Annotated in this window: 19 protein-coding genes and 2 pseudogenes; 19 read left to right on the forward strand and 2 right to left on the reverse strand. The window is 65.6% G+C overall.

Annotation, left to right across the window (positions count from 1 at the left end; translation table 11 throughout):
• Positions 1–59: 59 nt before the first annotated feature.
• The 8 genes from tssA to tssG all read left to right on the forward strand — a co-directional run bounded on the left by tssA (position 60) and on the right by tssG (position 9115).
• Positions 60–1187, forward strand: coding sequence for a type VI secretion system protein TssA (gene tssA, locus ABIE45_RS30785; RefSeq protein ID WP_192711423.1), 1128 nt, complete (start codon positions 60–62; stop codon positions 1185–1187).
• Between the two features lie 34 nt (positions 1188–1221).
• Positions 1222–1734, forward strand: coding sequence for a type VI secretion system contractile sheath small subunit (tssB, locus tag ABIE45_RS30790; protein WP_192711424.1), 513 nt, complete (start codon positions 1222–1224; stop codon positions 1732–1734).
• 1 nt (position 1735) lies between these two features.
• Complete coding sequence (tssC, locus tag ABIE45_RS30795; RefSeq protein WP_192711425.1) at positions 1736–3238, forward strand: type VI secretion system contractile sheath large subunit; 1503 nt, start codon at positions 1736–1738, stop codon at positions 3236–3238.
• The gene (gene tssC, locus ABIE45_RS30800; RefSeq protein WP_192711426.1) at positions 3235–4821 is read left to right on the forward strand and encodes a type VI secretion system contractile sheath large subunit; all 1587 of its coding nucleotides are present in this window, start codon (positions 3235–3237) and stop codon (positions 4819–4821) included. Before tssC (ABIE45_RS30795) ends, tssC (ABIE45_RS30800) begins: the two co-directional genes overlap by 4 nt.
• Before the next feature lie 32 nt (positions 4822–4853).
• Complete coding sequence (locus ABIE45_RS30805) at positions 4854–5639, forward strand: type VI secretion system accessory protein TagJ (RefSeq protein ID WP_192711427.1); 786 nt, start codon at positions 4854–4856, stop codon at positions 5637–5639.
• Positions 5636–6133, forward strand: coding sequence for a type VI secretion system baseplate subunit TssE (gene tssE, locus ABIE45_RS30810; protein ID WP_192711428.1), 498 nt, complete (start codon positions 5636–5638; stop codon positions 6131–6133). Before ABIE45_RS30805 ends, tssE begins: the two co-directional genes overlap by 4 nt.
• Positions 6134–6155: 22 nt before the next feature.
• Positions 6156–7979 (forward strand): type VI secretion system baseplate subunit TssF, encoded by a 1824-nt coding sequence (gene tssF / locus ABIE45_RS30815; RefSeq protein WP_192711429.1) that lies wholly within the window; start codon positions 6156–6158, stop codon positions 7977–7979.
• Positions 7980–8125: 146 nt separating this feature from the next.
• Entirely contained in the window at positions 8126–9115 is a 990-nt protein-coding gene (gene tssG / locus ABIE45_RS30820; protein ID WP_192711430.1) for a type VI secretion system baseplate subunit TssG, read from the forward strand.
• A gap of 204 nt (positions 9116–9319) precedes the next feature.
• On the opposite strand, the gene ABIE45_RS30825 is transcribed toward tssG, so the two are convergent.
• Positions 9320–11620, reverse strand: a complete 2301-nt coding sequence (locus tag ABIE45_RS30825; RefSeq protein ID WP_192711431.1) for an ATP-binding protein — start codon at positions 11618–11620, stop codon at positions 9320–9322.
• Positions 11621–12507: 887 nt separating this feature from the next.
• Between ABIE45_RS30825 and ABIE45_RS30830 the strand changes: the two genes are divergently transcribed.
• The 11 genes and pseudogenes from ABIE45_RS30830 (at position 12508) to ABIE45_RS30880 (ending at position 22025) form a co-directional block, all read left to right on the forward strand.
• On the forward strand, positions 12508–12918 hold the full coding sequence (locus ABIE45_RS30830; protein ID WP_192711432.1) for a hypothetical protein: 411 nt from the start codon (positions 12508–12510) through the stop codon (positions 12916–12918).
• A gap of 200 nt (positions 12919–13118) precedes the next feature.
• Positions 13119–14996, forward strand: a complete 1878-nt coding sequence (locus tag ABIE45_RS30835) for a bifunctional serine/threonine-protein kinase/formylglycine-generating enzyme family protein (RefSeq protein WP_192711433.1) — start codon at positions 13119–13121, stop codon at positions 14994–14996.
• Positions 14997–15079: 83 nt separating this feature from the next.
• Entirely contained in the window at positions 15080–15538 is a 459-nt protein-coding gene (locus ABIE45_RS30840) for a hypothetical protein (RefSeq protein WP_192711434.1), read from the forward strand.
• A 68-nt stretch (positions 15539–15606) separates the two neighbouring features.
• The gene (locus ABIE45_RS30845) at positions 15607–16233 is read left to right on the forward strand and encodes a glycoside hydrolase family protein (RefSeq protein WP_192711435.1); all 627 of its coding nucleotides are present in this window, start codon (positions 15607–15609) and stop codon (positions 16231–16233) included.
• A gap of 5 nt (positions 16234–16238) precedes the next feature.
• Complete coding sequence (locus ABIE45_RS30850) at positions 16239–17201, forward strand: DUF4399 domain-containing protein (RefSeq protein WP_192711436.1); 963 nt, start codon at positions 16239–16241, stop codon at positions 17199–17201.
• On the forward strand, positions 17198–17707 hold the full coding sequence (locus ABIE45_RS30855; RefSeq protein ID WP_192711437.1) for an FHA domain-containing protein: 510 nt from the start codon (positions 17198–17200) through the stop codon (positions 17705–17707). The genes ABIE45_RS30850 and ABIE45_RS30855 overlap by 4 nt, the downstream gene beginning before the upstream one ends.
• Positions 17704–18567, forward strand: coding sequence for a MotA/TolQ/ExbB proton channel family protein (locus ABIE45_RS30860; RefSeq protein WP_192711438.1), 864 nt, complete (start codon positions 17704–17706; stop codon positions 18565–18567). The genes ABIE45_RS30855 and ABIE45_RS30860 overlap by 4 nt, the downstream gene beginning before the upstream one ends.
• A 428-nt stretch (positions 18568–18995) precedes the next feature.
• Complete coding sequence (locus tag ABIE45_RS30865; protein WP_192711439.1) at positions 18996–19568, forward strand: hypothetical protein; 573 nt, start codon at positions 18996–18998, stop codon at positions 19566–19568.
• Positions 19552–20112, forward strand: coding sequence for a hypothetical protein (locus ABIE45_RS30870; RefSeq protein WP_192711440.1), 561 nt, complete (start codon positions 19552–19554; stop codon positions 20110–20112). Before ABIE45_RS30865 ends, ABIE45_RS30870 begins: the two co-directional genes overlap by 17 nt.
• 606 nt (positions 20113–20718) lie before the next feature.
• The gene (locus tag ABIE45_RS30875) at positions 20719–21174 is read left to right on the forward strand and encodes a hypothetical protein (protein WP_192711441.1); all 456 of its coding nucleotides are present in this window, start codon (positions 20719–20721) and stop codon (positions 21172–21174) included.
• A gap of 60 nt (positions 21175–21234) precedes the next feature.
• Positions 21235–22025, forward strand: a pseudogene (locus ABIE45_RS30880) (IS5 family transposase).
• A gap of 5 nt (positions 22026–22030) precedes the next feature.
• On the opposite strand, the pseudogene ABIE45_RS30885 reads toward ABIE45_RS30880, so the two are convergent.
• Positions 22031–22980: pseudogene (locus ABIE45_RS30885) on the reverse strand (IS481 family transposase).
• Positions 22981–23669: the final 689 nt, after the last annotated feature.

Consider the following 23669-nt stretch of genomic DNA (forward strand, 5'->3'; position numbering starts at 1 on the left):
TGTTGTCGAATCTTCCTCGTTGACGACGCTAGATTACTGGCGGAATGAGTGATCCAGACATGGACGGCTCCCTTGCGCCACTCCTCGATCCGTTCGAGGAGCCGCAACCGGCCGGCGAAGACGTCCGAAGCGACGCCTCGCCGCAATCGCTGTACTATCGGCTGCGCGATGCCCGATCCGAAGCCCGCGCGGCGGAACGTGCCGCCGACGACGATCCGGAGTTCGGCGGCGCTCTGCCCTCGCAGTGGGCGCAGGTGCAGGCCCTCGCGACGGAGATCCTAAGAACACGCGGCAAGGACGTCGAGGTCGGCTGCTGGCTGACCGAAAGCTTGACCCGCCTCGGCGGCCTCGCCGGGCTTGCGGACGGCGCCGAACTGCTGGCCGGCCTGATCGACGGATTCTGGTCCCAGGGGCTTTTCCCGGTGGACGAAGAAGACGATCCGGAGGCACGCTTAGCGGCCATAACCGGGCTCAGCGGGCAGGATCGCGACGGATCGCTGCTCCAGCAACTGCGCAAGACCGTGCTGTTCGAGCGGCCGGACGGCATGCCGGTCACGCTATGGGACTACGAGCGCTCGGCCAGCCTCTCGGCCAGCGGAACCGCGCCCGACACCAAGTCGGCCGCCGCCGTCGTGCCTTTTTCGGAAATCGAGGCCGAGGCGCGCGGCTCCGGGCTTGCTGCCCTGCGTGTCTTGGATGGCGAGATCGCCCGTGCGGCGTCGGGCTGGGGACGTCTCGAGGATGCGATCGCCCGAGTCGTGCCGACGCAGGCACAGCCTTCGACGGGCCGCGTCCGGAGCGTGCTGGACGCGCTTCGGCGCACGACGGCCCGCTACGTGCCCGAAGAAGCCCCGCATCGTCCGGGCCTGGCGGAGACCGCTTCCTCCGACGTCGAGCCCGACGGTTCTCACAGCCAAGCACCGGCGGCGCGGCCGGATGCCGGGCAGTCGGCGGAGGCCGGTCGCGACGTCCTGCTCGACCAGATCCTGCGGATCGCCGCCCTATTCCGGGTCAACGAGCCAAACTCGCCGATCGGCTTCACCTTGGAGGAGGCGGTGCGGCGCGCCCGGCTCGCGTGGCCCGATCTGCTGCGCGAACTCGTCCCGGATCCGGCAGCCCGGTCCGTCGTGACGACATCCGTCGGCATGAGGCTGACAGAGCCGAGTTCGGCCGCCAGCCCGGAGTAGTGGGATCGGTTCCGAAGACGGAGATAGGAACATCATGCCGAGCATTCACGAGAAGCTGGCCAGGGTGCGACGGCCACGCGTTCACATCACCTATGAGGTCGAGACCGAGGGAGCCGAGATCGTCCGAGAGCTTCCGTTCGTCGTCGGCGTCGTCGGTGACTTCTCCGGCGACCCGACCAAGCCCTTGCGTCCGTTCGCGGACCGCAAGTTCGTTCAGATCGATCGGGACAACTTCGACGAGGTCATGCAACGTCTCTCGCCAGGGCTCAAGCTGACCGTCGAGAACACCTTGGCCGGCGACGGAAGCACCATGGCGGTCGACTTGGCCTTCAACAGCATCGACGACTTCTCGCCGGGACGCGTGCTGGATCAGGTGCCGTCCCTCAGGCTCCTGCTCGAGACCCGCAATCGCCTGCGCGATCTCATGAGCAAGGCCGACCGCTCCGAGAACCTGGAGCTGCTCCTGGAGCGGATCCTGAAGAATGAATCCGACCTGGAAGCGATCTCGGGCGAACTTGGCGTCGGATCGAACGAGAAGGAGGACTGAGATGTCCGACGTACGACCAGCCGACGCCATACCCGCTCCGGAGACGCAAGCCCAGGGTGCCGAGCGCCCAGGCCTGCTCGATCAGGTGGTCTCGGCCACCCGGCAGACCGAGCCGGGACGGGCGCAGGATCTCGTGCGCACGCTGATCGAGGAGGCGAACCGCGGCACGGTCCGTTTCGATCGCAACCTCAGCCGGACCATCGAGAATGCGATCTCGCGGATCGACGCCGCGCTCTCGATCCAACTCAACGCGATCGTGCATGACGAACGCTTCACGAAGTTGGAAGGCAGCTGGCGAGGTCTGCACTACCTCGTCATGAACACGGAGACGAGCACCAACCTCAAGATCAGAGTCGTGAACGCGTCCAAACGCGAGCTGCACCGAGATCTAACCCGATCGGTGGAGTTCGATCAAAGCCTGCTGTTCCGCAAGATATACGAGAACGAGTTCGGGACGCCGGGCGGCGAACCATTCGGTGCGCTCATCGGCGATTACGAATGGACCAACCACGCCGAAGACATCGAGGCGTTGCGGTTGATCTCCAACGTCAGCGCCGCGGCCTTCGCGCCGTTCATCTCGGCCGCCGGAGCGTCTCTCATGGGCTTCGAGCGCTGGAGCGACCTGTCGCGCCCGCGCGACCTCGCCAAAATCTTCGACACGGTCGAGTACACGAAGTGGCGCGGCTTCCGAGACAGCGAGGACAGCCGTTTCGTCTCGTTGGTGATGCCCCGGGTCCTTGCCCGTCTTCCCTACGGCGACCGCACGCGCCCGATCGACGAGTTCGGCTACGAGGAGGCGCCTTTCGACGCGAGCGGAGCACCGATGCAGATGGAGCACGACCATTACTGCTGGATGAACGCCGCCTACGTCATGGGAGCGCGGCTGACCGAGGCTTTCGCGAAGCACGGGTTCTGTACCGCGATCAGGGGAGCCGAGGGCGGGGGCAAGGTCGAGGACCTGCCGACCCACATCTTCCGGTCGGATGACGGCGACCTCGATGCCAAGTGCCCGACGGAGATCGGCATCACAGACAGACGCGAGTACGAACTGTCGGGTCTCGGGTTCCTGCCCTTGTGCCACTACAAGAATCAGGACCACGCCGTGTTCTTCGGCGCCCAGACGACGCAGAAATCCAAGGAGTACGATCGGCCCGAGGCCACCGCGAACGCCCGGATTTCGGCACGCCTCCCCTACATTCTCGCGACAAGCCGATTTGCTCACTACCTGAAGGTGATGGCGCGCGACAAGATCGGCTCGTTCATGGAGGTCGACGATTGCGAGCGCTGGCTGAATCGCTGGATTCAGAACTACGTCAACACCAATGAGAACGCAGGGCCGGAGAACAAGGCTCGCTTCCCGCTACGCGAGGCGCGGGTGGAGGTGCGCGAGATCCCAGGCCGACCCGGCGCCTACAACGCCGTTGCCTACATGCGGCCGTGGCTCCAGCTCGAGGAGTTGACCACCAGCATGCGGATGGTCGCCCGCATCCCGGAGCGGGTGTGAGCGACACCGTCGCGACGGGCCACGACTGGGCCGGACGAGGGAAACCTCCCCGGCCGCCCGATCGGGCGGCGGCAATGCCGGGTGGTTTGCGTGCCGCGCTGCTGGCTGGTCGTCGCGGCTCGGCGGAACAGGGCGGCTTCGGCGGCGCGCTCGCCGATTTCATGGAGACGGACGCGGGCTCGCTCGACCTTTGGTTCGGATCCGACGCGGCGGCGACGCTGCGCCGGCATCCGGAGCGACTGCGGGGATTGATCGAACGGGACGTCGTCGTCATCGATCGCCTGCTCTCGACCCAGCTCGACGCCGTGCTTCACCAGCCGCGCCTCCAGAGGCTCGAAGGCTCATGGAGAGGCCTCGCCTGGCTCGTCGCGCGCTTCGCTCCCGACGCGCCGCTGAAGGTCAGGCTCCTGACCGCGACCTGGCGGGAGTTGGAGCGCGACGTGACGCGCACGACCGAATTCGATCAGTCGCAGCTCTTCCGGAAGATCTACGAGAACGAGTTCGGTCAGGCGGGTGGCGAGCCATTCGGGCTCCTGCTCGTCGACCACGAGGTCAGACACCGACCCGAGCGCCGGGCGCCAGGCGCGGCGGCCCCGGTGGACGACCTGATCGTGGTGAGCGCGCTCGCGGAGATAGCCGCGGCCGCCTTCGTGCCGACCGTGCTGGCGGCCTCGCCGGCACTTCTCGGAGTGGACCGCTTCGAGGATCTTGCGTTGTCGCAGGACGTCACGGCCGCCCTGGATGGCCACGATCACGCGCGCTGGCGAGCCATGACGCGGCGGGAAGAGGCGCGTTTCCTCTGCGCGACGCTGCCTCGGATCCTGGCACGTCCGCCGTGGTCGCGCGAACTCGGCAGCGTCTTCTACACCGAGGACACGCCCAGGTCGGCCGAGCGGGTTTGGTTCGTCGCGGGCTACGCCTTCGCGGCGACGGTCGGACGCGCCTTCCTGTCCCACGGTTGGCCCGCCGACGTGCGGGGCGTCGGCACCGATCGGGTCGGTGGCGGACTCGTCCTCGATCTTCCCGACGAGCACTTCGTCTTCGGCGCCGAGACCCGCTGGGCACGCGCGTCCATCGATCTCGCCCTAACCGACCGGCAGGAGCGTGACCTCGTGGCTGCCGGGCTCATGCCGCTGAACACCCTACCCTACGGCGATGCAGCCTTCGCGTCGGTCCGCAGCATACAAGCGAACGCGAGCGAGGCTCCGGGCCGCGACCCGACCCCCTTCCAGGCGAACAGGCGCATTTCCGCGCACGTCAATGCCATGCTGTGCGTGTCGCGCTTCGCTCACTACGTGAAGGTCCTGGGTCGGGAACTGACCGGCTCTTTGACGGATGCCACCGCCATCGAGCGGAGGCTCGGGCAGTGGCTCGCCGGGTACACGAACCTGACTGCGGCCTCCTCCGCCGACAGCCGCGCCCGTTACCCGCTCGTGTCCAGCGACGTTCATGTCCGTGAAATGCCGGGTCGTCCGGGTGCCTACGGCTGCGTCATCCACCTCCAGCCATACCATCAACTGGACGACGTCTCGACGACCTTTCGGCTCGTGACCGGCATCGGCAGCTCCGGCACTGCGGCCTGAGGCTTCGCCTTTCTCAGAAGGGACTTTCGTGAATGGTTGGGACGGAAATCGGCGATCTTTTCCGACACGGCCGTCTCGCCGAGGCAATCGCGGCCGCAGGGCTTGCGGTGCGGCAGGCGCCGACGGACGTGGCCGCCCGCATGCTTTTGGCTGAGTTCCTCTTGTTCGCGGCCGACTTCGAGCGGGCGGATGCGGTCGTCGCCGCGGCCGAGACGCTCGATCCAAATACCGCGCTCACGGTGGCCGAGTTCCGGCAGTTGCTCCGGGCCGAAGCGGCACGCCGCCAGCTGTTCGAGGAAGGGCGGCTGCCCGATTTCGTGGGCGGCCCGACGCCCGACCAGGAGGCCGCGCTGGCGAGCCTGGTCGCTCAGCGAGCGGACGATGGGGGCGGAGCCCGTGTCGCCGCCGAGACCGCGGAGTCGATCCGTCCGGTCGTGGCTTGCGCGGTCAACGGACGGGAAGTCGACGATTTCCGCGACGCGGACGACCTTATCGGCGGCAGTCTCGAAGTCCTGGCGACCACGGGGAGGTACTTCTGGATTCCGCTCGCGCGCATCGTCAGCTTGGAGTGCCACGCACCCAGGCGCCCACGCGATCTGTACTGGCGCCGCTGCACGATGGTCGTACGAGACGGGCCGCAGGGTGACGTCTATCTGCCGACTCTCTACGAGGCGCTCGGTACTGACGACGGCCTCCGTCTCGGACGTCGGACCGAGTGGAGCGACGGGGCGCCGGTCAGAGGCCTCGGGCTGCGTATGTTCCTGGCGGGGGACGAGGGCGTAGCCATCACGGAACTCCGATCGGTCGAGTTTGCATGAGCACCCGGCGCGGCGAAAGCCTCCCGAAGGCGAGGGCCTCGGTGCTCGATCGGCTGCTCGACGATCGTCCCGACCGGCCGCGGGACCCGCCGTGCAGCGCATCGGAAACCGTCGCCCAGGCTCGCCATGCAGTCCATCGGGACATCGAGAACTTGCTGAACGCGCGGCGTCCGTGGCGCTCTCTGCCCTGGCCGACCCTGGCGAACTCGCCGCTGGGCTACGGCATCTCGGATTTCACGGCCGGCACCTTCAACGATGCGGCGGAGCAGGAGCGACTGCGCCGCGACGTGGAGGAGACGATTCGCCGGTTCGAACCGCGGCTGGCGCAGGTGCAGGTTCGCCTCGCGGAGGTGCCAACCGCGCTTCGGGCAGTGCTGCGCCTGCGTATCGACGCCTTGCTGTTGATCGATCCAATGCCCGAGCCGATCGGCTTCGACACCCTCATCGATACGTCGGCGGCCGACGTCGTGCTGCGGCCGACTCACGTGGGCTGAACGGGACCGTGTGCGAGTGATCATGGACGAGGGACTTCTTGGGACCTACAACCGCGAACTCGACGCTCTGCGTAAGCTGTCGCAGAGTTTCGCCGAGGCACATCCGAAGGTCGCGGGTCGCTTGCGATTGAGCGGCGAGGCGGTCGACGATCCGCACGTCGAACGGCTTCTCGAGGGCGTCGCGTTCCTCACGGCCCGCGTCCAGCGACGGCTCGACGACGAACTGCCGGAGATCGCCGACGCGCTGCTCGGCGTCCTCTACCCGCACTACCTCGCGCCGCTGCCCTCGTCGGCGATCGTTCAGTTTGCCTGCAGGCCCGACCTTCGCGTCCCGGTGACGGTCCCCTCCGGAACGATGCTGGAGAGCGAGCCCGTCAACGGCGACCCCGTCCGGTTCCGCACCGCATACGCGACTACGTTATGGCCGATTGAGATCGAGGCGATCCGGCTGAGCGGTCTTCCATTAACGGCGCCGGTCAATCCACGGGCTCGAAGCGCGCGCGCCAGCCTGAGGGCAACCTTGCGACTAGCCGATCCCGAGGCGACGTTCGCAGAGCTGGAGCCGGGAACGCTGCGGATGTTTCTCCGCGGTCCGCTCGAACAGGCGCTGACGCTCTACGAGCTGCTATGCGGTCACGTCGTGGGTGTCGCCCTCGCCGATGGTCCGAACGACGAACGGCCGACTCTCCTGCCGGCGGATTGCATCCGGCCGGTCGGCTTCGCCGCGGAGGAGGCGCTCTATCCATGGTCGGCGCGGTCGTTCTCCGGCTTCCGTCTGCTGACGGAGTACTTCGCGCTCCCTGAGAAGTTTTTGTTCCTCGACCTCGTCGGCCTGGAAGCTCGGACGTTGATACAGCAGTCGAACAAACTCGATCTGTTCGTCTATTTCGACCAGGCAGCACCCGAGCTGGAGCGACGTCTGCGGTCCGATTGTCTCGCACTCGGCTGCACACCGATGGTGAACCTGTTTCCGCGGCAATGCGAACCGATCGCCCTCGACGGTACGCGCACCGAATACCCGATCGTACCCGACTACCGACGGTCCGAAGCCTACGAGGTGTGGAGTGTGGAGGCGGTGCGCGAGATCGGCGAGGATGGGGCAAGCCGGCCGTGGCAACCCTTCTATCGTCGCCCGGCAGCCCTGGATCCCGGCGAGCCCACGGCAGGCTACTACGCCACCGTCCGTCGCGATGCCTCGGAGGCTCTCGGCGGCAGCGAGGTCCTGATCGCACCGTTCGATCCCGATCTGCGGGCCGACGAGCCGTCGGACCGGGTTCTGTCGATAGACGCGCTGTGCATCAGCCGCGACCTGCCGGCGCGATTGCCGTTCGGCGTCGATCAGCCACGCCTTTTTCCGGCAGAGGGCCTGAGCGCCCTGGCTCGGATCACCTGCCTGACCGCGCCGACTGCGAGTTGGCGCCCACAGCTACGCACGCGCCGGAACTGGCGCTTGATCTCCCAACTCTCGCTCGGACATCTGTCGATCGTCGGAGGTCCCGATGCTGCAGCAGCCCTGCGCGACGTGCTGCAACTCTACGACGTCCGCGATACGCCCGACACCCGTGCGGCCATCGGAGCCCTGCTCGAGGTAACGTCGAGGGAGGCGACCGCAAGAGTACCGGGCGCGCGGCTCGGAAGCTTCTGCCGGGGGTTGGACATCGCGCTCACCTTCGACCGCAGCGCCTGGACAAGCGGCGGCCTCTATCTGCTGGCGAGCGTGCTGGAGCACTTTCTCGCCCTGCACGCGACGGTCAACTCCTTCACCCGGACCGAGGCGTTGCTGGCCGGACGGCCCGAGGCGGTCGCGCGCTTCGCTCCCCGGGCCGGAGCCCAGGTGCTGCTTTGAGGAACCCGACCTTCGCTCCTGTCATACCGCTCGAGGACGCGGAAGCCGAGCCGGAGCAGGGGCCCGCCGCTGCTGCCGCACCGAACGCGCCGCCCGTCGGTAGGGACCAGCGACTTCCTGCCCGGCTCTCCCTGCGCGACAGCCTGATGGCAAGCCCTGCACGCTTCAGCTTCGATGCGGCGGTGGCTGTCATGATGCGCGCGAGCGGACAGAGCGATCCCGGAGCCGCGGTGCGGTTCGAAGCGGCCTTGGGACTCGGCTACGTGCCCGGAGACTTCGGAGCGATCCGCGCCACGGAGGCCGGAGGCTTCAAGGCCGAGACCGGGGTTTTGGGGCTGACCGGCCCGGGCGGGGTACTGCCTCGACCCTACACCGCCACGGCCATCGCTCAAGCTCGCCAACGCTCGGACGCCTTCCCGCGATTCCTCAACCTTTTGGCGCAGCGGCCGCTTGCCCAGTTCGCGCAGGCAGGGATCAAGTATCGTCCGCACCGCGCGGCCGATGCTGCGGCCATCGCGGAAGGAACGACAATTGACGGGGCGGCCGCCGTGCCCCGGCACGGCATGCGCGACGTACTCCTCGCTCTGATCGGCTACGCCGATCCGAACCTGAGTGCACGCCTTGAGACCGGTCCGGATCCGCTCCTGTACTACGCCGGTCTGTTCGCGTCGCGGCCGCGGTCGGCGGAGCGGCTCGCAGGGATGCTCGGCGAATGGCTCGGCCGCCCGGTCGAGGCGGAACAGTTCGCCGGTATGTGGCTCGAACTCGGCCGTGATCAGATGACGAGGCTGCCCAGGCACGGCGTTGGGCGTTTCAACCAACTCGGGATTGACGCGAGCGCGGGCGTGCGGGCATGGAACATCGGTTCGCGCATCGTGCTCAGGATCGGTCCCCTCGACGAGAGACAGTTCAGGGCGCTTTTACCAGGTGGTCCACTGCTGACGCAGGTCGGCGCCCTCGCGCGGGCCTATCTAGGCGGCGAAACCGCCGTCGTGCTCAGGCCCGTTCTGGCAGCCGCCGCCGTGCCGCCGCCGCGCCTCGGCGGCGCATCGTCCTGTCTTCTCGGATGGACAAGTTGGCTCCCGGTGGCGGAGGGCAGAAAGGTCGATGCGGAAGACGCTTCCTTTCACCTGTAGAGTCCGATGCCATCGTCGGATGCCGGACCGTGGAGATCACGGAAGTGGCGTTCGGGTATAACTCGCCCTGCACGAAGCCCGATCCTGTTGAGGCGGTCCGAGCCACCGACACGGGATCTCGCACGGTGCCGACCGTCGCCCATCAGCGTCGGCTCTCACGGCGGAGATTCTAGACCTCAACCGATCGGTCGCGGTCGTTCGACCTCAGCGTGGGGCGGCGAGTCGGCGACGGTGTTCGAGCCGCGCCTTTCGCGATCGGCCGATCTCGGCGAGCGACGTCTCGCCCGCGCCACCGAGATGGCGTGAGAGTGCCGCCGCAAGTAGCCGCGGGGACCACGGCCGGTGGACGACGTCGGCCAGGGACGAACCCGCGGCGGTCTCGTAGCCTTCATGGGAGGCAACGGACAGGATGATCGGCTTGTTGGCGAGTTCGTTCGCCTGACGCGCGAATTCCAGTCCCGTCATGGTTGTCAGCCAACTCTCGACGAGAACCAAGTCGAACCGGTCCGGCGTCGTGCACAAAGCCGCCAGGGCCGTCTGCGGATTCACGAAGCCGACCGGCTCGAAGCCGAGAGCAGCCAGCATCTCCTCGTCCTCCAGAACCGCGGCCTGATTGCGCCCGACGAGCATCAGCACTCCTTGAGCCGCTGGGCCGCCGGAGACGGCTTCGGACGGCGCGACCACGGGAAGCCAAGCCTCGAAGGTGCTGCCTTCGCCCGGCGCGCTGCGGACGTCGAAGGCGCCGCCCTGCTCCTCTACGAATTCGAATGCGGTGGCGAGGCCCAGCCCGGTGCCAGCCGGGCGCGTCGTGAAGAAAGGTTCGAAGATCCGCGCGTGCGTCTCCTCGTCCATGCCGCAGCCGGCATCTACGACGGTCAGGCATACGTAAGGTCCCGGGCGCAAGACACCGTGCGAGAGCCGGCGGGCGCCCGTCACACCGACGATGGTCACACGAAGGCCGACCACCGCGCCGGGCTCCGAGGCTTGAGCGGCATTGCGAATGAGATTGAAGATCACCTGCTGCAGTTGCGCCGGTTCCCCGCCGACCAAGGCTCCCCCGGTCGAGCCTTCGAAACGGATTGCAATGGGCTCGGCCGTGGAGCTGCGCAGCTGCTCCAGAGTTTCAGCCACGACCGCATCGATCGGATTGGGGTGGCGTGTCCAACGTCCCCGCCGGCCGAACTCGAGAATCTGATCGGTGATCTGGCGCGCGCGTTCACCGGCCTGAACGAGCAACTCGATCTGACGGGTGGCCCGCGAGCCCGGCGGCAGCACCTCGGCTGCGATCTCGGCATGCCCGACGATGACGTTGAGCACGTTGTTGATGTTGTGCGCGACGCCGCTCGCGAAAGTGCCGACCGCCTCCAGGCGTTGCGCCTGCCGCAACTCGGCCTCGGTCTCGCGATGACGCTCCCACGCGAAACGGCGTTCGAGCGCGGCTGCGAAGATGCTGCCGATGCCAAGAAGCGTGTCTCGGGCTTCATGCAGCCACGGAGGGACGGGACGGGTCGCGTACTCGAAGCATAGCAGGGCGACGATCCGATCCTCACGACGCAGACGCAGGCATCTCAAGGAGACCAGCCCCCGAGTGGAAAGGCTTCGCGGGATCTCGACCACGGAGCCGGCCGCGCTCGCATCGAACGAGACCAGATCCTCGGGCGAGTCCAGAACTTCGGGGACCACCGCGCGCTGCGCTTCGGGCCATCCGGACGGCAACGAGAGGCCGGGCCGCGACCAGACGTAGGCGTCGCCGGTCGCGCCGAGCTCGAGGACGTATCCATGGTCGGCCCCGACCGCATCGCCGACGGTCGCCAGAACGTCGGGCAGGTAGTCCGATACTCTGTCGGGTCGGCTGCCCAGGACGAGATTGGTTGCCGCCGCCATCATGCCCTGAAGGCGCACGGTCCGGTGCAGGCTGACGACGAGAGATCGGATCCTCAGCGCCAGCACGAGGAGGAAGGACAGGAAGGCAAGGTCCAGGACCGGGCCGCATACACCGGCGAGTAGGTCGCTGCGGGTTCGGGAGGCGTGTTTCGCCGATGTCGGGCCGAGGCGGCGCATCGCCCCGGACGCAACCGGCTCGACGCGGGCGGAAGCGTCGATCCGCCCGTGCGCGCGTTCGAGGACGTCGCCGGCCGGCCCGCCGCCCGGAATATCGGCAGCGGTCGCCGCAAGCAGCTCGCAGGCGTGGGCTGCCTCGGTCTCCGAAGACAGGGCCACCTCGCCGATGTTGCGCGCACCTATTTCGGGCGTCTCGTGGTGGACAATCCGAACTCCCGCACCCCGACCGCGTCCCGCTGAACACCCCGCGTCCAGAGATGCGTCGACCCCAGAACGGAGATACGGGAGTTCCCGCCGACCTTGAAATTCCCGCGTTGCGAGCAAACCCCGCACCGCATGGCCAGGGATGCCCGGACCGAGCCCGCCGCCATAGACCGCCGAATCGCCGGGACCGCTCATCGTCAGCCATGACAGTATGGCGACTGGAAGAGCGTTGAAGGCCATCCGACGGCGGAGGCATCTCTTCGGATGCGCGCGGCTCCCCGCCCGAGGCTCCGCATCCGCTCTCTCCAGTAGGCGAGAGCCAACCGAGCCACGACTCGCCCACGGAATCGGGAACATCGATCAGAACTCGTGAAACCCGGCGAGGTCATGGATGCAGGTGCCGGCAAGCGCCGGCTGATGGGCAACCGCTCGTCCGCCCGGTCGCCGGCACGGCTCAGTACGGAAAAGACTCTGCCTCGTCCGGCGCCTTGGATGGCGCACCCCGGCCATGGATGTCGGCATTCCGTACTACCTTGCGATCGGGACGAGCCATGGTCCGCTACCAGGGAACGATGCCGGTCCGGATCATCGGGCTGGCACTGGGCTCGACGCTGCCCGCGTCGTGACGAGGCTCGCACCTCCATGAGGCAGGACGAGCCCGGTGCGGCGGCACCCGCGCCGCGAGACAGGAAGCAATATCGCTGGTCGTCGACGGATGCGGCACTCCGCCGACCCTTTCGGTGCGAGACCTCGCTTTACTCGGTCACGAGACTGCTTCCCGAAGCCGCCACCTCCGCGGGGGCGGACGCGCCCGCACGCTTGACGCTGTTTAGGTCCTATCGGTTTGATTGTCTATTTAGCATCAGTTACAATCGTAACACTCTACACATCAAATTGTAATCATGAAGTCCGAATGATACAGCATGAAAGTACGCACTCGGGTCTCAGAAGACATGAAGCAGTGCCTTGATGCTTTGCTTTCAGCTCGCCTCAGAATGCCTGCGCCGACCGGCCGATCCGGGAGAATATCGGCCCAAGTCCCGGGCCGCTCTGCTTCTACAGGAGCATCCCGGTCGGTTCGGCTCAGGCGTGTACGGCAGCCCGTCGTCCGCCCGGGGCCGGAGCGCGTGCCGGCAACCGATCCGACAGCGCGGTGGAACTTCCTGCGAAGCCTCCACGTGCTCGCTTTCGCGATCGGCCCGACCGGCGTCTATGCGGCGGCTACCGGCGAAGGGCGCCCGCGACCTTCGGCCGGCTTCCAGGTGGCGAAGGGGATCTATCTCTCCGCCTCGGTCGCGTTGACGCTACGTCCCGACGAAGGCTTCCGGATCCAGGAACTGGGTGGAAGCCGGATTGCGGAAGGGCGGTATGCTCTGGGTGCAGGCTCGATCACGTTCACGTCCGCACGAGGCGATGTTGGCCGGACGCGCTTTCCGCTCGTATGCCGCGTGAGCGGCATCTTCGGCGGATTCCAAGTTAACTCGGGTCAACCAGCCTGCAGGGCGTTCGAGGGGCTCTCATTCAGGAGAGCCAATTGACGGATTTCCACGAGACGGCCGGGGGGCGAACGAGGGGTGCGTCGGGAGACGCATCGCAGCGCGCCTTTCAGGTGACTTCCGCGACGCCTCGAAAGCCTCAGGACCAGGCGTCGGCGAAGACTGTCGCGAGCGGGTCCGGAGAACTTGGTGGTCCGTCGGACGGCGCGGAGGATCATGCCGCTGCCCTTCTGCAAGGTACGATGCTGTTCGAGTACAGGATCGATGCAGTTCTAGGTTTCGGTGGCTTCGGCATCACCTATCTCGCCCACGACACGCTCCTCGACGAAGTCGTGGCGATCAAGGAGTTCTTCCCGAGCTTCACCGCGGTACGCACCGCCGATCAGTCGGCCCGCGCCCGCTCCACCCGGGAGGCGGCGGCCTTCAAGCAAGGCGTCGACTCGTTCCTCAACGAGGCGCGCATCATCGCGCGCTTCCGGCACCCCAACATCATGCAGGTGCGCCGCTTCTTCGAGGCGCACGGCACCGGATACATGGTCCTGGAGTTCGTGCACGGCCGATCCCTGGAAGCGGCGCTCGTCAATGCACCGCTTCCCGAGCCTGAGGTTCGGCAGATCCTCGAGGGTATCGTCGACGGACTGTCGGTGCTGCACGACCAAGCCATTCTGCACCGGGACCTGAAGCCGAGGAACGTCATCCTCCGCCCCGACGGCAACCCCGTGCTCATCGACTTCGGAGCGGCCCGCGATTTCGGCTTTCGGCATAGCGCCACGGTTACGCAGATCGTATCCCCGAACTACTCTTCGCCCGAGCAGTACGGGGTCGGTAGCCAGCAGGGTCCTTGGTCCGACTTCTACGCGCTCGGCGCCGTTCTATACCGCGCAGTGACTGGGAGCATACCGGTCGACGCACTGCGTCGGCTGAGATCAGATCCTCTAGAGGCGGCGAGCCACGCGAGTGCCGGCCGCTACGATCCCGTTCTCCTGAAGCTGATCGACACGTTGATGGCGATCGATCCCGAGGGCCGACCCGGTTCGGTCGACGCCATCCGGGAGGTGCTGGGATCCTCGTTCGATCCGGCCGACCGAATTGCGCCGACGGAACGACCAGGCCGACATGTCAGGATCGCAAGCTCCGGGACATCCGCCAGCAGTTCCACCATGCCGGTGCGCTCCCGGCGGGTTTGGGCCATCGCTTTTGGAGTTTCAGTCCTGGCGGTGGCTGGCGGTGCAGGCCTGTGGCTAGTGCCGCGTGGCTCCGGGCCGGAAAAGACAGTCGAGGCACCGGACGCTCTGCCGCCCACCGAGCATCGACAAACGGCCGCCCCCACCGCCGCTCCCGCCGAGGAGCCAAGGGATCGGCTGGCGAGCGCACAGCCTTCGCGGCCTGCCGACCCACGACCGGGGACGACCTTCAAGGACTGCCCGACATGTCCACCTGTGGTCGTGATCCCTGCCGGCTCGTTCCGGATGGGCTCGGTCGACGGGCGCCCTGATGAGCGGCCGGTTCACGATGTCACGTTCGCCGCCCCGTTTGCCATCGGCCAACGGGAAGTCACGGAGGCGGAATGGGCAGTCTGCGTGTCGGCCGGCTTCTGCAACCCGCGCAAGGCTCGCGCCACGAGAGGCGAAGATCCGGCCACCAACCTGAGTTGGCTAGACGTGCAGACATACCTGACCTGGCTCTCGGGGGCGACCGGGCGGCGCTACCGACTGCCGAGCGAAGCGGAATGGGAATACGCCGCGCGCGGGGGCACTAGCGCCGCCTATTGGTGGGGTGGCGCCGGCGGTTCGGATCACGCGAACTGCGCGGATTGTTCCAACAAGCCCAACGATGCCGTGACGCGCGCAGGCAGCTATCCTTCCAACCCGTTCGGCCTCTACGACACTGCCGGCAACGCTGCCGAATGGGTCCAGGATTGCTGGACGCCCGATTACGGATCCGCGCCGAGCGACGGAAGCGCGAAGGAAATTTTTGGCTGTTCCCAGCGGGTCCTGCGCGGAGGCAGCTTCGTCAACGACGCCCGCTACCTGAGGTCCGCCTCCCGATACCATTACGAGGCGGCCACCCCGTACTACGCACATGGCTTCCGTGTCGCGACCGATGTGAGGCCTAGATGATGGGGGAAAGCATTGAGACATGGTGGAGGACACCTGCGCAGGGCGACTGTGTCCTCGCGACAAGGCGGTCTTCGCGAGACTGGATGCCGGGACTCGTCTTGATCGGCCTCGCAATGCTGCAGCCGGTCCTGTCTGCGAAAGCACAGGATGTGGAGCGCAGGAACTACGTCCTTTCGTCAGATCTTCGACGCGACCTCGATGCGCATCAGTTCGACGTCGGGCAATACGAGGGAACGGTCAACGGCATCGCGGAGGGGCTCGCTTCGGGGAATCTCGCGCAGGTGCTCGATCGAGCCCTGCCGACGATCCGCGTGACGGACGAAGGCAAGAACACTTTGATCGCGAAGGGGAAACTCGGTGCGCTCGGCCAGAAGCTCCTGAACGTCCCCGGGTTGCACGACGACGTCATGGACGACCAACAGACCATCGTACGCGGAGACGAGATAGGTCTGGCGCGGGGGACCTTCTGGATCAGCCAAGCCTGCGTCGATCAGGCCTGCACGCAAAAAAAAATTTCGTTGGTGACCATCAATCTGCCGTGACGGCTGCGGGCCGCGGGGACGCCGAGTCGACTCATCCTACGACGCCTTCCACGGGCAACGCCGACGATTTGACCGATCGGCTCAAGAACCTGCTGATCTTCGAAGAGGGGCGCGTGGTGCGCAACGGACTTCACGTCGCCTACCGGGACAGCAAGGGGATCGCGACGATCGGCTATGGCTTCAACCTGGAGGCCGGTGCGTACGGCGTCCTGCGCAGCGTCACGACGAAATCCGCGTCGGACTTGATCGCCAAGTCGGCCTTCCTGACGGAAGCCGAGGCTCAATCCCTGCTTCTGCTCTCTGAATACGTTGCTTTGAAAGGTGTTCGAACGTTCTTTCGTCGCTTCGATACAGTGGATCTGCCGCGAAAGGTCGTCCTAACATCCATGGTCTATCAGATGGGACAGTCCAGCTTCGGAAAATTTCACCGCCTGATCGAAGCAGTTAAAGTGCAGGACTGGAACGGGGCTGTCGTATCGATGGAAAACTCCAAATGGAGCCGGATCGACTCGCCGTTGAGAGCGCGCCGCATGACCGTCGCGATGCGAAGCGGGCTGTTCCCCGCGTCCGCCGTGCCCAGCCCGCCGGGCCAGCGCTTCGCCGTGCCCGGCATGAAGGGCGTGAGCGGCGGTTCGGACCAGCCAACCCCCGCTCCAGCCGGACCACGCAAGCCGTGGCCGTTCGACAACGAGTGACTGCTATGGATTTCGATCTGACGGCTCGCCGTTCCGCACCGACGACGTTCCCGCCCAGCGCCGCGGCGCGGCCGGTTCGGCGAACTCGAGCCGGTCGGCTGGCCCTGCTACCACTTGCAGCGCACGCGTTCGCCATTCTGCTTTCCGCCACTTTGGTCGGGCGAGCCGCGGCGGCCGAAGGACAGACCGTCGAAAGCGCCGACCCAGGCGCGCAGAACCTTGCCGGATCCGCTCCACCGGCTGGCGCACGGGTCTACTTCATCGATCTCAAAGACGGCGCGCGCGTTCCATTGAAGCTCCTGGTCCGCATCGGGCTTTCCAACATGGGCGTTGCGCCAGCCGGCATCCTCGTCACGACGGGGGCCCATCAGATGGCGCCGAACACCGGCCATCATCATATTATCATCGATGCGCCGCTGCCGCGCGTCGACAGACCGATCCCTGCGGACGACAACCACATCCATCTCGGCGGTGGTCAGACGGAAGCCGAGGTCACCCTCACCCCGGGCCCGCACACGCTTCAGTTGCTCGTTGGGGACGCAAACCACGTCCCCAACGATCCGCCCGTGGCATCGCAACGCATCACCGTCGTGGCCGTGGAACCGCGCAACGTCCCGCCTACGGGCGCGTCGGTATCCCTGATCGGGTTGCGGGACGGGATGATCTTACCCGGTACGGTTCGTCTGTACTTCGGAGTCCAGGGCATGGGCGTTGCACCGGCACAGAGCGAGGTGCCCAACACCGGGTATTTCCACGTCGCGATCGACTCCGACGCGCCTGATCCCGCTCTCCCCTTCCCAAAAGACGACCGGCACAGGAGCTTCCCCGATGGCACCACCCAGACGGATCTGAGGTTGGAGCCTGGGGCGCACACGCTGCAGCTCTTCTTTACCGACCCTCAGGGTCGCAGCTTCGATCCACCTCTCTTGTCGAGGAGGATAGCGATCAAGGTCCGCCGCAGCCGATGAAGTCCTTTTCGATCGGTCGCTCCGGAACCTGCGATATCGTGCTGCCCGACCCCACCGTGTCGCGCCGGCACGCCGTGCTCTTTGCGTCTGAGAACGGCACCTACCGATTCGTCGACACCAGCAGCCTCTCGGGGAGCTTCCTTTTCGCGGCCGACGGCTGGCGGCCGTTGACGGAAGCCGAAGTTCACAAAGCCGACCGGCTCCGACTCGGAAACGTCGTGACCACGGTATCCGATCTGCTTCTACGTGCGGCCTCGGACCAAAGGCGCGCTCACGGCTTGGAAGCCGAGAGAGCTGCGTCGGAGGACGCGGCGTGGGCCGGTTCGTCTCGCCCGGACTCGGCCTCCGTGACGACTCGGTCCGATGCGGCCTATGTGGCTGACTCCGCGGAGCGAGCCGAGCCGCGGCCACAGGAGGCGCTGGCCGAAACGACCGGGTCGGGTCGAAACCGTACACTGGTGGAGCGCGATCCCGCGACGGGGCGGATCGTGGTACGCCGATCATGATCGCCCCGGTCCCGGCAGGAGTTCCCGAGAGCAATCTGAATGCCGCCGGGCCGGCGCCCGGCCGAACGCGTGGTTGTTTCCGCCGGAAGTCGCTGGTGGAGAACCGGGCCGCGGTCGCGCTCATGGCCGGCCTATCGGGTGCCGGCCTCTGCGCCGGGCTCGCTTTCGCGCTTCCCGATCAAGCGGCCAAGGTCCTCGTGGACCGCGGAGGCCTGCTCTACCCGTTCTCCGTGCAGAACTGCATGTGGGTGGCTTTCAGCGTCGCCGCGGGCGAACTGGCGCTGCGAATGCGCTCGGCCTCGCGCGAGATGCGGCAACTCCGCCAGGGGTACCTGCCGGAGGACCCCAGGGTGGTTCTTCAAGCCGAAGATCTCGGGCCGATCTTCCAGCGGGTACGAGACGGCGGGATGGCAGATCGCTGTTTTCTGCCGCGCCTGATCTCCCGCTGCATCCTACAGTTCCAGATCAGCGCCTCGGTCGAGCAATGTACGACCTTGATGAACGTCACCCTTGACATGCTCGCACACGAAGTCGAGCTCCGTTACGCCCCTCTACGCTACGTGACCTGGCTGATACCCTCGCTGGGTTTCATCGGCACCGTGACCGGCATCGGCAACGCGCTGTCCTATGCTGGCGAGCCTGGCCGCTACCAACAGCCGAGCCTCCTCACCGAGGTGACAGCGCGGCTCGCCGTATCGTTCGACGGCACCCTGGTCGCGCTTGTGTTGGCGGCGATACTAATGCTCTGGCAAAATATTGTCGAGACAAAGGAAGAAAAATCCCTAAATCTCTCGGCACAGTACTGCCTCGATCATCTAATCAACCGGCTCTACGTTCCAAAAACGGCCCACCCGACATGAAAGCGAAATCTTGCCTTTTGCCCTCCTGCTCGGATTTTTTCGCTACGTTCGCACCCGCATCGCACTCCTGGTCCCGAGAGGCAGCCCCGGCGCTTCCGGCCGGGATCTGCTCGAACGTCCCGCCGACCCGTTGCACCGTTCGACAGGAGGTCAAGGGGCGGTCGCGCGGACAAACCCGATCCCGCCGACACGGGAAGCTACTGCCGCCTTGTCGTGGCCGGCGCGCGACGTCAGTCGTACGCGACACGAAGCTTGGTCGCGAGGCGGACCGGCACCCTCCTCCCCGGCCCGCGACGACGACCCGGACGCGACCGTCGTCGTGCCACGCCAGTAGTCGCGAAGCAGGCTGCCGTCGGCCGCCCGTCCTCGCCACGTCACCCGCCGCCATGTGCTGAGCAGCCTCGATGCGCAGGAGACGCAGGCGGCAGGTGGAGATCTTCAGCATCTCGGCGCTTGATCTATTCGCGTCGGCGCTCGGAGCATTCATTCTCGTGACGATGATCCTGTTTCCCTATTACGGAAGAGGGCGAGCGGCGGCAGATCCGGCCTCGGCCATGCAAGCCTCTCCGGGGGAGACTCGGGCGAGAGCCGATCAACCCTCCATTGCCGGGCCTTCGTTCCTTCTCGTCCAGATCAGATGGCTCGTGCCCGGTGCCGACATCGACCTACACGTCACGGATCCGGCCGGCCGTGAATTCTACTGGTACAAGGCCAACCGCGGCGGAGGCGACTACGCCGGCTCGGAGGCCACGCTGAGCTACGACATGACGAGCGGCCCGGCCGTCGAGTTGTGGCAATCTACGACGCCGGAGCCCGGCACCTACCAAATCGAATACGTCGCCAACGCCCTGCCCGACGGTGTCGGCGTTGAGGTTGTCGGGACCGTGTTCGAGCCGAAGGGCCGACACGATCTCGCGGTGCGAAAGCTGAACGACGTCAAGCGGCGCGTACTTGTGGCGACGATCCAGGTTGATCAGGGTGGCCATGTCGCCCTTCGCTGAATTTGGACGACGCGCCCGTTCGAGCAGCCTGCACGGCGTGCTTGCTCTCGCCGTAGGGACCGGCGCGACGGCGGTTCCCGCCCGTGCCGACCTAGCCGACCGAGGCTATTGGCTGGCGTTCGGCACGCCTGCGCAGTTCTGTGCGCACGCGCGCGCGCAGGTTCCTATCAAAAGTCTCGGAGCATCCTGGGGGATGAGGGCCAGCGGCGTCGTAATGTGCCGAGATGCCGGACGATCGTACACGTTCTCCGTGGCGTACATGAACGTCCGGATCGACCCGCTCGAACGCGCGAAGCTCGCCGCGGAGGAGGCCCACTTCGATTGGCTCGGCCTCGCCCTTTATCGTTCCGATGGACATGGCGGCACCGATTGGTTGTTCGACGTCGCGCGCCCCGTAAGCGGCCGGTTGCGTCGCGACGACACCGAGCGGATCGTATTCGGCCGGATATCGTTTCGGGTGCCAAAGACCCGATCGCGTCTTGCGACCAATATGTTGTTCTATTTGGCCTTCGGGCAGAAATTGATAGCCATACGCGTTCTGTGAGGCAATTCTGTCCGCACTTATCGGATGTCCGAAATGCTACAGATATTTGTCCATCTTCTTGATGGCCACCATCCCGTCGACGACCGCCCCGTCGGCCGTCGCCGCGGAACCGTCCAAGACGGCATCGGGCGAGAATCGAAGCTTCGATTTCGAACCTCCTTGGCCCGGTGAAGTGATCGCCAATCCCTCCGCCGCGAGCGGCCCGCCTCCGTCGCTTGCGCAATTCGCACCGGCTCGACACGCTCCGATCATCGGCCGGCTCCAGCCAATGGGTTCGATCCCGGCTTCCCCGCCCACTCCGGGAGCCGGTCTCGCTCCCTCCTGGAGAGCATTCGCGGGTCCGGCGTCCTCGCCTCGGATCCCGATCAATATGGGACAGGCCCAGTTGGCCGATCGCATCGTACGCCTCGGGATAGCAGGCGCGCTCGCCCCCGCCGATCATGGCGGACGCGACGAAATGACCGCGCCGCGAGACTCCCTTCGCAGAAGCCTGAACGGTGTCCAGTTCATCTACGGCACCCCTGAGCGCCTCCGGTTGCCGCAAGCTGGCCAGACCGTCCAATTCAGAGTGAAGTGATGATGCGCGGATCAAGGTGGGAGACGAACATGGGAGCGATGCTCCTCCTCATGATCGGCAGTCTCTACTCGACCGGCAGCGCGCGTGGAGGGGAGCTCCTTGAAGAATTATTGGCAGCTCCGCTAGCCTGCAGCTTCCAGGCGGTCTCGATCGGGCAATTCCGGGAGCTGGATTACGCTCCGGGCGTTCCGAGCGGTACGACCGTGGTCATGATCGCGGCGAGTCCCGAAGATCTTCACCAGGGCAAAGCCGCGTTGATCGAACGGGAACGGGCCGCGATCGCCCAGATCGTCCTCACAAGCAAGCTGGCCTTGTTCGTCGGTGCCGTGCAGCAGGGCGACATCGTCGCATTGACGCTATTCGTTTCTGCACGAAGCCGATCCGGTCTGCCGGCCTCTCTGACCCGCCAGAGCATGGTCGGCAACGTGCCCATCCTCGCGCAGAGCACGGGACTCTGCCACCCCGGAATAAACATTTCTCGGTAGTGAAGCCATATAGCAAGTCTTTAAACGCGCGATAAAACGGTTGTGCCGCGTTGTGGGAGGATGATAAGGCCGCGTCGCCCCAACGGCCTGTGGACCGTGATCGCACCGTTGCTGCCGGATGAGCCGGCCAAGCCGAAAGGCGGTCGCTTACGCCCATCAGACTTCGCGGAATCGACGGGCATCTTCTTCGTGCCGCGCTCGGGCACGTCCTGGGAGTTGCTTCCGCATATGATGGGATGCGGCTCGAGCATGACCTGCAGGCGCCGCTTACGCGACCGGCAGAAGGCCGGGGCGTAGGACGCCCAAAGCAGGAGTTGCACAACCGGCTCGCCCGTCGGAATGGGATCGACGTCATTCACGATTTGTTCGGAAGCGCGACGTTCGACTCTAAAGAGGGAGCCGGCGGGACCGCATTCAACCGATCGCTGCAGACCGGGTACGAAGCGCCACGGCCCCACCGATGCGAAGGGCATAACCCTCGCGCTGGAGCTGACGGATGCCAACCTGCACGACTACCAGATGCTCGAGGCGATCATCGTTGCCGTCCTGCCGATCCGCCCGTGCTGCGAAGGGCCGCGCAAACGCCCCACTCGGCTGCATGCCGTTAAGGGCTACGATCAAAGCCGCTGTCGTCAGGCGCTCTCCCGCTGTTATGCGAATACCGCATCGCGCCCCGCGGCATCGAGAGCAGCCGACGACCGGGACGGCGCAGGTCAGTCGTCAAGTGGACGCTGGCTTGGTTTGCTCAGTACCGCCGCTTCGCCATCCACCACGAGCGACGGGCAGACATCGCTCTCGCCTTCTCGGTGCTGGCCGCAGCGTTTATCGTCCCGCGCTTCATCGAACGATGATTCTGCTAGGTGTATGGTCCCGGGATGAGGTGTGACGGGTCGATCCTGAAACGATCAGGCTCTTTCGTCCAGGCGTTCAGGATGAACTCCGCGGGTGTCAGGCCCCGCAGGGTCTTGAGCCGACGAGCGTGATTGTAGGCATCGACGAACAGGTGCAGATGCGTTCGAAGCTGGTCGTGGCTGTCGTAGTGGTAGCGCTTGACCTTCGCATCCTTGATGGTGCGGTTCATCCGCTCGGCCTGCCCGTTGGTCCAAGGATGGTTCACCTTGGTCAGCCGATGCTCGATGTCGTGCTCGTCGCAGACGCGGTCGAAGATGTGCTGGCTATCGTAAGTGTCTTGCCGGCGTGATGTGAACTGGACGCCGTTGTCTGTGAGCACGGTGTGGATGCGGTAAGACACCGCCTCGATGAAGTCGCGCAGAAACTGAGCAGCCTCCATCTTCCCGGCGCTCTCCACGAGCCGCACGAAGGCGAACCTGCTAGTTCGGTCAATAGCCACGAACAGCCTGAGCTTGCCCTCAGCCGTGCTCACCTCGGCGATGTCTATATGGACGAAGCCGATGGCGTAGCTCGCAAAGCGCTGCTTCTTGGGCTTGTCGCCGTCGATCTCGGGTAGTCGGCTGATGCCTGCCGTTCCAGGCAGCGATGCAGCGAGGAGCGCGTCAGGTGCGGGATCGTTGGCTGCAAGCCGTAGAGGCAGTCGTCAAGCGGAAGCAGGGTGTGACGGCGGAAGGCGACGATGATCGCTTCCTCCTCGACGGTGAGCACGGTGGAGCGCGGCTCCTTGGGGGCCATCCGGGCATCCGCTGTGCTCGTCCGTTTGCGCCACTTCTGCACCGTCGTCGGGCTGACGCCGTAGCGCTTGGCCAGCGCTCTTACGCTCTCTTCACGGAGCTGAATCGCGCGACGGACTGCCTCCGTCGTGGTGGCGCTTCCATGGAGAACCTGGCCCATAGCGCATCCCTCGCAGCGCGGTGGTCAACCGTACCACCACACTGCGGGATCAGACACCGGACGCTTTAAGTGGAGTCGGCCTTGCCGGCACCGCTGCCAGGTGTTTCCATGCTGGCATTCCTTAGACAAAGCGCCATGTCGTTACAGCTGCAACACGATAAAAGGGGACGTCCATAAAGACACGCTGTACAATTGCTCTTGCGATGCACATTACTGTGCTGCATATCCGAAGACATTTTGGCGGGGCCGCCTGGATGCCAATAAGTTTTGTGACAGGCGCAACCTTATCGTCAGGCCGCATTCCGGCTCTCGCCTCTGCCGGCGGCTCCAATGCAGCCAACGGCCATCGCATCCATATGGGAGGTCCATACTTCACCGGCCTTTGCGGCGATGGGTTCGGCGGTGCTTGCTAAAGCCGGATCTCTCTGTCCGATTACGGCAGTACGGGCACCAGCAAAGATTCCAGCAAATCCGTGCGCAACATTTATTACCGATAGCCTAACCCAAAAATTCCTTGCCGGTCGAGCGGAGCAGCTCAAACTTGAGCACATTCATCGCTATCATAGAATAAAATTTTAAACCATTATAAATTTCTATATTAATATGCGACAATAAAAAAAGTCGCATATAGCCTATTCGACTCGGCAGATAGGAACTAAAGCGCGTATCACCGATCTATGCGAAGCATC

The organism is Methylobacterium sp. OAE515, assembly GCF_041806315.1.
GTDB lineage: Bacteria > Pseudomonadota > Alphaproteobacteria > Rhizobiales > Beijerinckiaceae > Methylobacterium > Methylobacterium tardum.

Bases quoted from the DNA above. Each gene is read 5' to 3' on its own strand.
- tssA (WP_192711423.1), top strand. From the start codon at position 60: ATGGACGGCTCCCTTGCGCCACTCCTCGATCCGTTCGAGGAGCCGCAA.
- tssB (WP_192711424.1), top strand. From the start codon at position 1,222: ATGCCGAGCATTCACGAGAAGCTGGCCAGGGTGCGACGGCCACGCGTT.
- tssC (WP_192711425.1), top strand. From the start codon at position 1,736: ATGTCCGACGTACGACCAGCCGACGCCATACCCGCTCCGGAGACGCAA.
- ABIE45_RS30805 (WP_192711427.1), top strand. From the start codon at position 4,854: ATGGTTGGGACGGAAATCGGCGATCTTTTCCGACACGGCCGTCTCGCC.
- tssE (WP_192711428.1), top strand. From the start codon at position 5,636: ATGAGCACCCGGCGCGGCGAAAGCCTCCCGAAGGCGAGGGCCTCGGTG.
- tssF (WP_192711429.1), top strand. From the start codon at position 6,156: ATGGACGAGGGACTTCTTGGGACCTACAACCGCGAACTCGACGCTCTG.
- tssG (WP_192711430.1), top strand. From the start codon at position 8,126: ATGGCAAGCCCTGCACGCTTCAGCTTCGATGCGGCGGTGGCTGTCATG.
- ABIE45_RS30825 (WP_192711431.1), bottom strand. From the start codon at position 11,620: ATGGCCTTCAACGCTCTTCCAGTCGCCATACTGTCATGGCTGACGATG.
- ABIE45_RS30835 (WP_192711433.1), top strand. From the start codon at position 13,119: ATGCTGTTCGAGTACAGGATCGATGCAGTTCTAGGTTTCGGTGGCTTC.
- ABIE45_RS30840 (WP_192711434.1), top strand. From the start codon at position 15,080: ATGCCGGGACTCGTCTTGATCGGCCTCGCAATGCTGCAGCCGGTCCTG.
- ABIE45_RS30850 (WP_192711436.1), top strand. From the start codon at position 16,239: ATGGATTTCGATCTGACGGCTCGCCGTTCCGCACCGACGACGTTCCCG.
- ABIE45_RS30855 (WP_192711437.1), top strand. From the start codon at position 17,198: ATGAAGTCCTTTTCGATCGGTCGCTCCGGAACCTGCGATATCGTGCTG.
- ABIE45_RS30860 (WP_192711438.1), top strand. From the start codon at position 17,704: ATGATCGCCCCGGTCCCGGCAGGAGTTCCCGAGAGCAATCTGAATGCC.
- ABIE45_RS30870 (WP_192711440.1), top strand. From the start codon at position 19,552: ATGTCGCCCTTCGCTGAATTTGGACGACGCGCCCGTTCGAGCAGCCTG.
- ABIE45_RS30875 (WP_192711441.1), top strand. From the start codon at position 20,719: ATGGGAGCGATGCTCCTCCTCATGATCGGCAGTCTCTACTCGACCGGC.